The 11623-nt window shown below is 73.2% G+C and carries 13 protein-coding genes and 2 tRNA genes; 6 read left to right on the forward strand and 9 right to left on the reverse strand.

Translation table 11 applies throughout. The features are described from left to right. Position 1: 1 nt before the first annotated feature. Positions 2 to 1153, reverse strand: coding sequence for a D-alanine--D-alanine ligase family protein (locus AC3ANM_RS05875; protein ID WP_488287209.1), 1152 nt, complete (start codon positions 1151 to 1153; stop codon positions 2 to 4). Between the two features lie 73 nt (positions 1154 to 1226). Here AC3ANM_RS05875 and AC3ANM_RS05880 point away from each other — a divergent pair, with 73 nt between their 5' ends. Then, a complete protein-coding gene (locus tag AC3ANM_RS05880; protein WP_488287210.1) occupies positions 1227 to 2312 on the forward strand; it encodes a trans-sulfuration enzyme family protein in 1086 nt (361 codons plus the stop codon). Between the two features lie 138 nt (positions 2313 to 2450). On the opposite strand, the gene AC3ANM_RS05885 is transcribed toward AC3ANM_RS05880, so the two are convergent. Further along, positions 2451 to 3452: an NAD(P)H-dependent glycerol-3-phosphate dehydrogenase gene (locus AC3ANM_RS05885; protein ID WP_488287211.1), complete on the reverse strand. Its 1002-nt coding sequence runs from the start codon at positions 3450 to 3452 to the stop codon at positions 2451 to 2453. Beyond that, the gene (locus AC3ANM_RS05890) at positions 3449 to 4165 is read right to left on the reverse strand and encodes a lysophospholipid acyltransferase family protein (RefSeq protein WP_488287212.1); all 717 of its coding nucleotides are present in this window, start codon (positions 4163 to 4165) and stop codon (positions 3449 to 3451) included. The genes AC3ANM_RS05885 and AC3ANM_RS05890 overlap by 4 nt, the downstream gene beginning before the upstream one ends. A 179-nt stretch (positions 4166 to 4344) precedes the next feature. On the opposite strand from AC3ANM_RS05890, the gene cofC reads away from it, so the two are divergent. Both cofC and AC3ANM_RS05900 read left to right on the forward strand, forming a co-directional pair. Then, positions 4345 to 4977: a 2-phospho-L-lactate guanylyltransferase gene (gene cofC / locus AC3ANM_RS05895; RefSeq protein ID WP_488287213.1), complete on the forward strand. Its 633-nt coding sequence runs from the start codon at positions 4345 to 4347 to the stop codon at positions 4975 to 4977. A 10-nt stretch (positions 4978 to 4987) separates the two neighbouring features. Continuing rightward, the gene (locus tag AC3ANM_RS05900; RefSeq protein ID WP_488287214.1) at positions 4988 to 5200 is read left to right on the forward strand and encodes a hypothetical protein; all 213 of its coding nucleotides are present in this window, start codon (positions 4988 to 4990) and stop codon (positions 5198 to 5200) included. Between the two features lie 66 nt (positions 5201 to 5266). Here AC3ANM_RS05900 and AC3ANM_RS05905 read toward each other — a convergent pair whose 3' ends face one another. The 3 genes from AC3ANM_RS05905 to leuC all read right to left on the reverse strand — a co-directional run bounded on the left by AC3ANM_RS05905 (position 5267) and on the right by leuC (position 8361). Further along, complete coding sequence (locus tag AC3ANM_RS05905; RefSeq protein WP_488287215.1) at positions 5267 to 6037, reverse strand: HU family DNA-binding protein; 771 nt, start codon at positions 6035 to 6037, stop codon at positions 5267 to 5269. A 305-nt stretch (positions 6038 to 6342) separates the two neighbouring features. After that, the gene (leuD, locus tag AC3ANM_RS05910; RefSeq protein WP_488287216.1) at positions 6343 to 6948 is read right to left on the reverse strand and encodes a 3-isopropylmalate dehydratase small subunit; all 606 of its coding nucleotides are present in this window, start codon (positions 6946 to 6948) and stop codon (positions 6343 to 6345) included. 15 nt (positions 6949 to 6963) lie between these two features. Then, a complete protein-coding gene (leuC, locus tag AC3ANM_RS05915) occupies positions 6964 to 8361 on the reverse strand; it encodes a 3-isopropylmalate dehydratase large subunit (protein WP_488287217.1) in 1398 nt (465 codons plus the stop codon). Positions 8362 to 8482: 121 nt separating this feature from the next. Between leuC and AC3ANM_RS05920 the strand changes: the two genes are divergently transcribed. The 3 genes from AC3ANM_RS05920 (at position 8483) to AC3ANM_RS05930 (ending at position 10464) form a co-directional block, all read left to right on the forward strand. Beyond that, the gene (locus AC3ANM_RS05920) at positions 8483 to 9238 is read left to right on the forward strand and encodes an IclR family transcriptional regulator (RefSeq protein ID WP_488287218.1); all 756 of its coding nucleotides are present in this window, start codon (positions 8483 to 8485) and stop codon (positions 9236 to 9238) included. Between the two features lie 16 nt (positions 9239 to 9254). After that, positions 9255 to 9782, forward strand: coding sequence for a GNAT family N-acetyltransferase (locus AC3ANM_RS05925; protein ID WP_488287219.1), 528 nt, complete (start codon positions 9255 to 9257; stop codon positions 9780 to 9782). Between the two features lie 79 nt (positions 9783 to 9861). Beyond that, entirely contained in the window at positions 9862 to 10464 is a 603-nt protein-coding gene (locus AC3ANM_RS05930; protein WP_488287220.1) for an undecaprenyl diphosphate synthase family protein, read from the forward strand. Between the two features lie 86 nt (positions 10465 to 10550). On the opposite strand, the gene AC3ANM_RS05935 is transcribed toward AC3ANM_RS05930, so the two are convergent. The 3 genes from AC3ANM_RS05935 to AC3ANM_RS05945 all read right to left on the reverse strand — a co-directional run bounded on the left by AC3ANM_RS05935 (position 10551) and on the right by AC3ANM_RS05945 (position 11618). After that, positions 10551 to 10623, reverse strand: a tRNA-Glu gene (locus AC3ANM_RS05935). Positions 10624 to 10737: 114 nt separating this feature from the next. Then, a tRNA-Gln gene (locus AC3ANM_RS05940) sits at positions 10738 to 10809 on the reverse strand. A gap of 59 nt (positions 10810 to 10868) precedes the next feature. Next, the gene (locus tag AC3ANM_RS05945) at positions 10869 to 11618 is read right to left on the reverse strand and encodes an HAD family hydrolase (RefSeq protein ID WP_488287221.1); all 750 of its coding nucleotides are present in this window, start codon (positions 11616 to 11618) and stop codon (positions 10869 to 10871) included. Positions 11619 to 11623: the final 5 nt, after the last annotated feature.

Raw genomic sequence — 11623 nt, forward strand, 5'->3', positions numbered from 1 at the left:
CTCAGCGCAGGCCGGTCCGCCGGGCCAGGGCCAGCTGGAGCAGCTCGTCGATGAGCTGGGGGTAGTCGATCCCCGAGGCCGCCCACATCCGCGGGTACATCGAGGTGGGGGTGAAGCCGGGCATCGTGTTGATCTCGTTGATCACCACGTCGCCACCGGTGGTCCAGAAGCAGTCGACGCGGGCCAGGCCCTCGCAGCCGAAGGCGTCGAACGCCGCGGCGGCCAGGCGGCGCACCTCGTCGGACACCTCGGCCGGGACGTCGGCCGGGCAGGAGAGCTGGACGTCGGCCTCGGCGATGTACTTGGCCTCGAAGTCGTAGAAGTCGTGGCCCTGGACGACCTCGACCTCGGCGACCTCGCTGGTGCGGGTCGGCTCGCCGTCACGGCCCTCGAGCACACCGCACTCGATCTCGCGGCCGACGATCGCGGCCTCGACGATGACCTTGGGGTCGTGCTCGCGCGCGGCCTCGATCGCCGCCGCGAGGTCCTCCTTGGCGGTGACCTTGGTGATGCCCATGCTCGACCCGGCACGCGCCGGCTTGACGAACACGGGGAAGCCGAGCGAGGTCACCGCGTCGAGGGCGGCGGCCGGGTCGTGGCGCCACGCCTTGTCGGTGATGACGGTGTAGGGGCCGACGGGCAGGCCGTGACCGGCGAGGACGACCTTCATGTAGTGCTTGTCCATGCCCGCGGCCGAGGCCAGCACGCCGGAGCCGACGTAGCGGATGTCGGCCAGCTCGAGCAGGCCCTGCAGGGTGCCGTCCTCACCGAACGGGCCGTGCAGCAGCGGCAGGACGACGTCGACGTCACCGAGCGCCCGCGGCGGCTGGCCGGGCTCGAGGACGGCCAGGCTGCGGTCGGTGGTGCTCAGCGGCACGATCACGCCGTCGGCGGCGTCGTCGACCTCGGGGGTGTGGCCGGGGGTGAGCGCGAGGCGGTCGGGGTCGTCGGCGGCCAGGACCCACCGGCCGTCCTTGGCGATGCCGATCGGCAGCACGTCGTAGGTGTCGCGGTCGATCGCGCGCAGGACACCGGCGGCGGTGGAGCAGGACACGGCGTGCTCGGAGGACCGGCCACCGAAGACGACGGCGACCCGCGGCTTGCGGCCGGGCTGGGGGGACGGGGTGCTGGGGACGATGTCGGAGGCGCTCATCGAGAGGTGACCCTACCGCCCGGCATACGGCCACCGGCACTCCCCGCCGCCCGGCTGCACCTACTGTGTGGGCGTGGACGCGACGCACGACGACGACCTGGCCCCGGCCTCCCTCCTGGTCTCCGCCGGCCGCCCGCCGAGGGTGCCCGGAGCGCCGGTGAGCCCCCCGCTGGAGCTGACCTCGACCTACGTCGCCGACGGCGCGGTCAACTACGCGCGCGCCGGCAACCCGACGTGGACGGCCTTCGAGGAGGCCCTCGGGGCGCTCGAGGGTGGTGCGGCGCTGGTCTTCGCCTCCGGTATGGCCGCCGTGGCGGCCGCGCTGTCCCTGGCACCCGAGGGTGGGGTCGTCGTGGCGCCCACCCACGCCTACAACGGCACGGGCTCGATCCTGGGTGACCTGGCCGACGCCGGGCGCCTGACGGTGCGGCGGGTGGACATCAGCGACACGGCCGCGGTGGTCGCCGCCCTCGACGGGGCCGACCTGCTCTGGGTGGAGTCCCCGACGAACCCGATGCTCGAGGTCGCCGACCTGCCCGCCCTGGTTGCCGCGGCCCACGAGCACGACGCGATCGTGGTGTGCGACAACACGTTCGCCACCCCGCTGCTCCAGCAGCCGCTCGCCGAGGGCGCCGACGTGGTGATGCACTCGGTGACCAAGTTCCTCTCCGGGCACTCCGACGTGCTGCTCGGGGCGACGGTCACCGCCGACTCACCTCGCGGTCGCGCCCTCCAGGAGCGGCTCGCCCACCACCGGCTGATCCACGGCGCGGTCGCCGGGCCGATGGAGACCTGGCTGGCGCTGCGCGGGATGCGCACGATGCACCTGCGGGTCGAGCGGGCCGGCAGCAACGCGGCCGAGCTCGCCCTGCGCCTGGAGGGACACCCGGCGGTGGAGCGGGTGCGCTACCCCGGCTTCGGTGCCGTCGTCTCGATCGAGGTGCGCGGCGGTGCCGACGCCGCCGAGCGGGCCTCGGCCGCGGTGCGCCTGTGGACGCATGCCACGAGCCTGGGCGGGGTGGAGTCGCTCATCGAGCGGCGCCGCCGGATCAGCACCGAGCCGCTCACCGTGCCGGAGAACCTGCTGCGCCTCTCGGTGGGCGTCGAGGACGTCGAGGACCTCTGGCGCGACCTCGACCGCGCCCTCGGCCAGGTCTGACCTCCCCATCAGGCCGATCTCCCCATCAGGCCGACCCCGCGTCCGACCCCGCGCCTGCCCGCCGACCCGGGTCCTGCCACCGCAGGCCCACGGGCGCGCGCAGGGTCGTCCAGACAGGCCCGGGGCCGTCGGGCTGACCTAGTTCTTCTCGGCCTTGCGGGCGCGGGTCATCAGCGCGGTCACGACCTCCTCGGGTGTGCGCCCGTCGTGCACCACCGCCGCGACGTTCTCGATGATCGGCACGTCGACGCCGTGGTGCCGGGCCAGGTCGAGGATCGACTCGCAGGACTTCACACCCTCGGCCGTCTGCTTCGTGGCGGCGATGACCTCCTCGACCGTCATCCCCTTGCCGAGGTTGACCCCGAAGGTGCGGTTGCGCGAGAGGGGCGACATGCAGGTGGCGACAAGGTCACCGACGCCGGCCAGGCCGGAGAACGTGGCCGGGTCGGCCCCCAGGGCCACCCCGAGGCGGGTGGTCTCGGCCAGGCCCCGGGTGAGGATCGAGGCCTTGGAGTTGTCCCCCATGCCCATGCCCTCGGCCATGCCGACCGCGAGCGCGATGACGTTCTTGACCGCCCCGCCGAGCTCGGTGCCGATGACGTCGGTGTCGGTGTAGGGCCGGAAGTACGGCGCCGCGCAGGCTTCGGCGACCCGCTCGGCGACGGCGTGGTCGGCGCAGGCCACGACGCTCGCAGCCGGGTGCTTGGCCGCGATCTCCGGCGAGAGGTTCGGCCCGGAGAGCACGGCGATGCGCTCCGGCTCGACCTTGCCGACCTCGGCGATGACCTCGCTCATCCGCTTGGTCGTGCCCAGCTCCACGCCCTTCATCAGGGAGACCACCGCGGCGTCGCGCGGGATCAGGTCGGCCCAGCGGCCGAGGTTGTCCCGCAACGTCTGTGACGGCACCGACAGGACGACGATGTCGACCCCGTCCATGGCCTCGGCCGGGTCGGTGGTCGCCGACACGTTCTCCGGCAGGACGAGCTGGGGGTGGTAGTCGCCGTTGATGTGCGTGCGGTTGATCTGGTCGGCGACCTCCTGGCGCCGGGACCAGAGCCGGACCGAGGTTCCGGCATCGCCGAGCACGGCGGCGAAGGCGGTGCCCCAGCTGCCGGCGGTCAACACTGCGGCCCGTGTCATGCCGCTCCTCCTGTCGTGCCTGTCGGCGGCTTGTGCGCGGCCCGCCGCGGGTTTCCGGTCTCCGGGACGCCCGCCGTGCGCGGGTCGAACCGCCGTGCGGGGGCCTTCTCGCCGCGGATCTGCTCCAGCAGCGCGGTGATCGCCCCGACGATCCGGTCGGTCGCCTCCTGCAGGGTGGCCCGGTCGAGCGGTTGACCGTACAGGTCGCTCAGGTCGACCGCGGGACCGGCCCAGACGTGCATGGTCCTGCGCGGGAACGGGTGCGGCTTCCTGCCGTAGGGCGCGAGCAGCTCCTGCGGACCCCACTGCGCGACCGGGATGACTGGGCACCTCGTGGTCAGCGCCACCCGCGCGGCACCGGTGCGGCCGGTCATCGGCCACAGGTCCGGGTCACGGGTGAGCGTGCCCTCGGGGAAGATCGGCACGCACTTGCCGTCGCCGATGGCGACCACGGCGGCACGGAACGCCTCCACGGCCTGGCTCGTCCCGCGATACACGGGGATCTGGTCGGCGCCCTTGAGGATCCGGCCGATCACCGGGATGCGGAAGACGCTCTCCTTGGCCAGGAAGTACGGCGGGTGGCCGTTGTCGTAGAGGAAGTGCGCGAACGCCAGCGGGTCGGCGTAGGAGATGTGGTTGGGGCTGACGACGAAGCCGCCCTCGGCCGGCAGGTGCTCGGCGCCACGCCAATCCCGCCGGGTGATCAGGAACATCAGCGGTCGCAGCAGTGCAGCGGCGAACCGGTAGGCCAGGGGCAGTCGTCTCCGTGGTCGAATCCGCCGCACCAGTGCCCCGCCTTCCCTGCGTCCGCACCCTGCGGCCGTCGCCGTCATCTTCCCGGTCGGCGAGGGTGCGTGTCGAGGCGGGGGCGACGGCTGGGACGATCGTGGCGATGCGCACACCAACGGACCGGGGATGGCGCCTCGTCGTGCCCGTGAAGGGGCAGCTGTCGGCCAAGAGCCGGCTGCACCCGCCCGCCGGTGTCCGCCGCTCCGACCTCGCCCACGCCTTCGCGCTGGACACGCTCGATGCGGTCCACGCCTGTATGCCGGTGGGGCAGCTTCTCGTCGTGACCTCCGACGTGCCCACGTCGGAATGGGCGGCGGCGCGGGGGGTTCTGGTCGTCCCCGACCCGGGCGGCGGTCTCAACGATGCCGTGCGCGAGGGGATCGCGGCGCTGCACCGGGACGGCGACGGCCCGACCGCAGTCCTGCTGGGAGACCTGCCGAGCCTGCGGCCGGAGGACCTGACCGTCGCGCTGGAGGCGTGCGCGGCCCACGAGCGCAGCTTCGTGCCGGACGCCGAGGGCACCGGGACCGTACTGCTGGCAGCGCGGTCGGCGACCGGCCTGCGGCCCCGCTTCGGCACCGGCTCCGCCCTGGCCCACGCGCGGGACCACACCAGGCTCGAGCCGGACCTGCCCACGCTGCGCTCGGACGTCGACGACGACCGCGCCCTGGCACGCGCCCTCTCCCTCGGCGTGGGGCCGCACACCAGCGCGGTCCTGGCGGCGGCCCGGCGCTAGCCTTGCCGGCATGCAGGCCAGCGTGCACCGCTTCGATCCCGACACGGGCGCCGGCAGCGTGCTGCTCGACGACGGTCGCGAGCTGCCGTTCGACGGCGCGGTCTTCGACGCCAGCGGGCTGCGCCACGTCCGTCCCGGGCAACGGCTCAGCATCACCAGCGACGGGGAAAGACTGACCCGCCTGTGGATCGTCGGCATCGGCGAGGGAGAGCCGATCCGCTGACTCGCCCGCGATGACGAAGGGGTCGGCACCCTCGGGTGCCGACCCCTTCGTCGTGAGCGTGGTGCGTCAGGCCTTCTTCGCCGCCCGCTTGGCCGGAGCCTTCTTCGCGGGCGCCTTCTTGGCGGCGGCCTTGGTGGCCGGCGCCGTGGTGACCTTCTTCGCCGGCGCCTTCTTGGCCGGAGCCGCCTTGGTGGCGGTCTTGGTCGCCGCCTTCTTCGCCGGCGTCGCCGCCTTGGTGGTCGTCTTCTTCGCCGCCGTCTTGGCCGGAGCCGCCTTGGTGGCGGTCTTGGTCGCCGCCTTCTTCGCCGGCGTCGCCGCCTTGGTCGTGGTCCTGGTCGTCGTGGTGGTCGCCTTCTTGGCCGCCGTCTTGGCCGGAGCCGCCTTGGTGGCGGTCTTGGTCGCCGCCTTCTTCGCCGGCGCCGCCGCCCTGGTGGCGGTCTTCTTGGCCGGTGCCGCCACCTTGGCCGCACCACCGGCAGCCCTCTTGGCCACGGCCGTGCCGGCCTTGGCCGCCGTGCCTGCCGCGGCACGGGCCCCGGCAGCCGCCGTCTTCGGCAGCTGGCGCGGGTCGGCCACGACCGTGCGGAACGCGGTGCCGGCCTTGAACTTCGGCACCGAGGTCTTCTTGATCTTCACCGTCTCACCGGTGCGCGGGTTGCGGCCCGTGCGCGCGGCCCGGGCTGCCTTCTCGAAGGTGCCGAAGCCGGTGATGCCGACCTTCTCGCCCTTCGCGACGGCCCGGATGATGACGTCGAGCACCGCTTCGAGAGCTTCTGCCGCGGCCTTCTTGCTGCCGAGGCGCCCTTCAAGGGCGTCGATCAGTTCTCCCTTGTTCACGTCTTCCCCTCCCGAGGAAATGTGCGCCGGACCCCTTGCCCGGCGGGTCTGCGGCCGAGCCTGTGCTCGACTTGGAGACGACGTTAGGCCTCCGGGGGTGTGGAGTCCACCACAAACGGAACATCGGATTCGTTGTGTCGCAACGTGTTTGAACGGGCTCCGAGACCACCCCTGACCTGCACAGACCCTCCGGAGGCGCCCCCGCGACCCGGCCCCGGACGCAGTTCGGCGCCCCCAATGAGGGGGCGCCGATCACCGTTGTTGTGTTGTGGGAGAACGGTTTTCGCGATAATGGAGCCGAGGGCTCAGCCGGCGGTCGAGCCGGCCAGGGTGCTCGGCTTGTAGGCCGGCCGGGTCGCCTCGAAGGCGCTCACCTCGGCCTCGTGGCGCAGGGTGAGCCCGATGTCGTCCAGGCCCTCCAGCAGGCGCCAGCGCGTGTAGTCGTCGACCTCGAACGGCGCCACGATGTCCTTGGCGGTGATGGTGCGCGACTCCAGGTCCACCGTCACCTCGGCGCCCGGCTCGCTCTCCAGGAGCTTCCACAGCAGCTCGACGTCGTCCTGGCTGGCCTGGGCGGTGAGCAGGCCCTGCTTGCCGCTGTTGCCGCGGAAGATGTCGGCGAAGCGCGAGGAGATCACCACGCGGAAGCCGTAGTTCATCAGCGCCCAGACGGCGTGCTCCCGGGAGGAACCGGTCCCGAAGTCGGGCCCTGCCACCAGGACCGACCCCGCGGCATACGAGGGGTTGTTGAGGATGAAGGTCTCGTCGCCTCGCCAAGCCGCGAAGAGGCCGTCCTCGAAGCCGGTCCGGGTGACGCGCTTGAGGTACTCCGCCGGGATGATCTGGTCGGTGTCGACGTTGCTGCGGCGCAGCGGGACGCCGACGCCGGTGTGGGTCGTGAACTGCTCCATGACGGGTGTCCTTCCTCAGGCGCTCAGGTCGGCCGGGCTCGAGAGGGTGCCGCGCAGCGCGGTGGCCGCGGCGACCAGCGGGCTGACCAGGTGGGTGCGGCCGCCCTTGCCCTGACGACCCTCGAAGTTGCGGTTGGACGTGGAGGCGCTGCGCTCCCCCGGCGCCAGCTGGTCGGGGTTCATGCCCAGGCACATCGAGCAGCCGGCCAGGCGCCACTCCGCCCCGGCGTCGGTGAAGACCTTGTCCAGCCCTTCGGCTTCGGCCTGCAGCCGCACCTTCGCCGAGCCGGGCACGACGAGCATCCGCACGCCGTCGGCGACCTGGTGGCCCTTGACCACGGCTGCCGCCGCGCGCAGGTCCTCGATCCGGCCGTTGGTGCACGAGCCGACGAAGACGGTGTCGACGTGGATCTGCTTCAGCGGGGTGCCGGCGGTCAGGCCCATGTAGTCCAGCGCCCGCTGCGCCGCAGCCTTCTCGGACTCGTCGGCGAAGGACTCCGGGTCGGGCACGCTTGCCGAGAGCGGCAGGCCCTGGCCGGGGTTGGTGCCCCACGTGACGAACGGGCTCAGCGAGGAGGCGTCGAGGTGGACCTCGACGTCGAACTCGGCATCGTCGTCGCTGCGCAGGAGCGACCAGTCGGCCACGGCGGCGTCCCAGTCGGCTCCGGTCGGCGCGTGCGGGCGTCCCTGGAGGTAGTCCAGCGTCGTCTGGTCCGGCGCGATCATCCCGGCGCGGGCCCCGGCCTCGATCGACATGTTGCACACCGTCATCCGGGCCTCCATCGACAGCGCCTCGATGGCGCGGCCGCGGTACTCGATGACGTGCCCCTGCCCCCCGCCGGTGCCGATCTGCGCGATGACCGCGAGCACGATGTCCTTGGCCGTGACGCCCTCGGGCAGCTCGCCGTCGACGTTGACCGCCATGGTGCGGAAGGGCTTGAGCGGCAGGGTCTGCGTGGCGAGGACGTGCTCGACCTCGCTGGTGCCGATTCCGAAGGCCAGGGCGCCGAACGCGCCGTGGGTGGAGGTGTGGCTGTCGCCGCAGACGATCGTCATGCCCGGCTGGGTCAGCCCCAGCTGCGGCCCGACGACGTGGACGATGCCCTGGTCGGCGTCCCCCATGGGGTACAGCCGGACGCCGAACTCCTCGCAGTTGCGGCGCAGCGTCTCCACCTGGGTCCGGCTCACGGGGTCGGTGATCGGGCCGGGGGTCGTGGGGACGTTGTGGTCCTCGGTGGCCAGCGTCAGGTCGGGGCGGCGGACCTTGCGGCCCTCGAGGCGCAGGCCGTCGAAGGCCTGCGGGCTGGTCACCTCGTGGAGCAGGTGCAGGTCGATGTAGAGCAGGTCGGGCTCCCCCTGCGCCCGCCGCACGACGTGCGCGTCCCACACCTTCTCGGCCAGCGTGCCTGCCATCGATCCACCCTTCGTCTGCCGTCCGCGGACGAGCCACTCTGCGCGTCTGCCTTCAGCAGGCTCGCGCACTTTCCGGGCCCACGAACTTGCGTCTCAGGCACTGAGACGGCAATATCAGGACATGGACAACTCTAGCGGAGTCGGCGTTCTCGACAAGGCCGCGATCGTTCTGGGCGCCCTCGAGGCCGGACCGTCGACCCTCGCCCAGCTCGTGGGGGCCACCGGACTGGCCCGGCCCACGGCACACCGCCTCGCGGTGGCGCTCGAGCACCACCGCCTCGTCGCCCGTGACATGCAGGGCCGCTTCGTGCTCGGCCCGCGCCTCGGCGAGCTGGCCGCCGCGGCCGGCGAGGACCGCCTCCTCGCGGCCGCCGGGCCGGTGCTCGGCGCGCTGCGCGACCACACCAACGAGAGCGCCCAGCTCTTCCGTCGCCAGGGCGACCAGCGCATCTGCGTCGCCGCCGCCGAGCGCCCGATGGGACTGCGTGACTCGATCCCGGTGGGGGCGAGCCTGTCCATGCTCGCCGGCTCCGCCGCCCAGGTGCTGCTCGCCTGGGAGGAGCCGGACCGCCTCCACCGAGGCCTGCAGGGCGCGAAGTTCACCGCTACGACGCTCTCCGGCGTGCGCCGCCGCGGCTGGGCGCAGAGCGTCGGCGAGCGCGAGCCCGGCGTGGCCTCGGTCTCGGCGCCGGTCCGCGGGCCGTCCGGCCGGGTCGTGGCCGCCGTGTCGATCTCCGGCCCGATCGAGCGCGTCTCGCGCCAGCCGGGCCGGCTGCACGCCGCCACCGTCGTGGCCGGCGCCAACAAGCTCACCGAGGTGCTGCGCCGGGCCCACGCCGCCCAGCAGGCGGCCCAGCAGTCCGAGCGCGGCGCCTGACCGGGCCGTCGGCGGCATGACCGAGCTCGTCCCGCCGGACGTGCGCTTCCATCGCTCGTTCCTGGCCACCGCTCGCGAGCTCGACGCCGAGGGCAACGGCGCCTACCTCGCCCTGGGGCACCACCCGGTGGCGACGCTGGAGGACGAGGCGGGCTTCACGGCATACGTGCAGTGGCTGCTGGCCAAGGCGCGGCCCGAGACGCCCCGGCCGGCCGACCACGTCCCCGACACCGTGCTGTGGATCGTCGCCGGGGAGGAGATGGTCGGTCGGGTGTCGGTCCGCCACGCGCTCACCCCCTTCCTCCTCGAGCAGGCCGGCCACATCGGGTATGCCGTGCGACCGTCCGCGCGTCGCCGCGGGCACGCCACGGCCGCCCTGCGGGCCGCGCTGGGGGTGGCCCACGGCCTCGGCATCGACCCTGCCCTGCTCACCTGCGACGAGGACAACCTCGCGTCGCGGCGCACCATCGAGGCGTGCGGTGGCGTGCTCGAGGACGTGCGGCGGGGCAAGCGCCGCTACTGGGTGCCGACGGCGCCCGCCTGACCCCGACCGGCCGGGACGCTGGTCACACCTTGCTCACCCGGACTTCCGGGACCGCCCGGGGACCCGTACCCTGCGCCGCGTGACCCCTGCCGCCGAGCTCGTGGACCGGACCAAGGTGTCCCGCATCCGTCGCGCGCTCCGGGACCGCGAACGACCACACCGCCTCGGCGTGCTGCTCGACTGCAGCAGCCTGCGCGACTCCTCGCGCGAGCCGCGGGAAGTCGCTCGCCGGCACGGCCTCGGCGCCAGGCACGGGGACGACCTGTTGCGCTGGTGCGAGGACTGGGGCATCGCCAACCTTGCGGTCCACCTGGTCGTCGCCGACGTCCTGCGCCGCAGGGAGGGGGCCCAGGTCGACTACGCGCAGGGCCTGGTCGACGCGGTCGTCGCCCAGACGGTGGCCGGCCCGGACCAGCGGTGGCGCCTGGAGATCAGCGGCAACCTCAGCCGGCTGCCGGAGAGCACGCGCACGGCGCTGCGCCTTGCCGGCCGCTGGACCCAGGGTCGAGACCGCGAGGTGGCCGTGTCGATCGGGCACCCCGGCCAGCCGACGGCGGCGCGGGTGAGCGAGGCCGCGGTCCGGCTCGCCCCGACGAGCGGCCCGGAGCTGGCCGAGCGCGACCTGGCCGAGGCCCTGCACCGCTGGGTGCGCGCCGGGGCCGGCCGGGCCGACTGGGGCTGACCGGGGTCCCGCCCCCGCCGAGGGCACGGGGCGTGAAAAAGACCGATCCCCGCCCTGGTGACCAGGACGGGGATCGGCTCTGCGAGTAGCCCCGACGGGATTCGAACCCGCGCTACCGCCTTGAGAGGGCGGCGTGCTAGGCCGCTACACAACGGGGCCCTAGCTGGTTGCTGTCCTTCACGCTCTCGCGCTCTTCGCAACGGAGAGAACCTTACCGAATGGCGTGGATTTCTCCGAATCCGCTCCGGCCCGTCTCCGGGCCGAACAACAGCGCTGGGGTACCAGGACTCGAACCTAGACTAACTGAACCAGAATCAGTCGTGCTGCCAATTACACCATACCCCAAGGGGGTATCCCGGCCGGCTTCCCCGAGGGGCTTCCGGACCGCGATCCGGGGGTGAACATTACCGGCCCCCTGCCCCGGTTCCCAAATCGGCCCCGCGCGCCGCCAGCAGCGGCCCCACCTCGGCCAGGGAGGACACCCGTGGGCCGTCCCACCCGCCCGTCGCGTCGGCCCCCACCGAGGTGACGTCCTCGCGGGCCAGCCACACGGCATACAGGCCCGCGGCACGCGCCCCGCGCGCATCCACCTCCAGGTCGTCACCGACGTATGCCGTGTCCGCGGGCTCGCTGCCCAGCAGCGCGCAGGCGTGCGCGAAGACCCGCGGGTCGGGCTTGCCGAAGCCGAGGTCGTCGGTGGTCACGACGACCTCGAAGCGGTCCGCCAGACCGGTCAGCCGCAGCTTCTGGGCGGTGTAGCCGGCGCCGGAGTTGGTGAGCACGCCCACCGGCCAGCCGTGCCCCTCGGCACGGCGCAGCAACGCGGTGACGTCCGTGAACGCACGCAGGTGCTCGGCGAACGCCGGGGCGTAGGCGGCCTCGAACCGCTCGTGGGCGTCCTGAACATGGTCGAGTCCGAGGTGGTCCACCAGGTCGGCGACGCGGGCACGACGCATCGCCGGGAAGTCGAGCTCGCCGCGCGTGTAGGCCCCGAACAGGCCGCGCGGGTCGGCCCGGAAGCGCCGGGCCGCGGCCTCGTGCAGGTCCGGACCGGCCTGCGGCCACAGCGACGCGGTCGCCGTCCTGCCCGCCGCGATCATCGCGGCGGTGCTGTCGACGAGGGTGTCGTCGAGGTCGAGCAGGACGGCGACCACGGGAG

The organism is Oryzihumus sp. JJN4-3R, assembly GCF_057747915.1.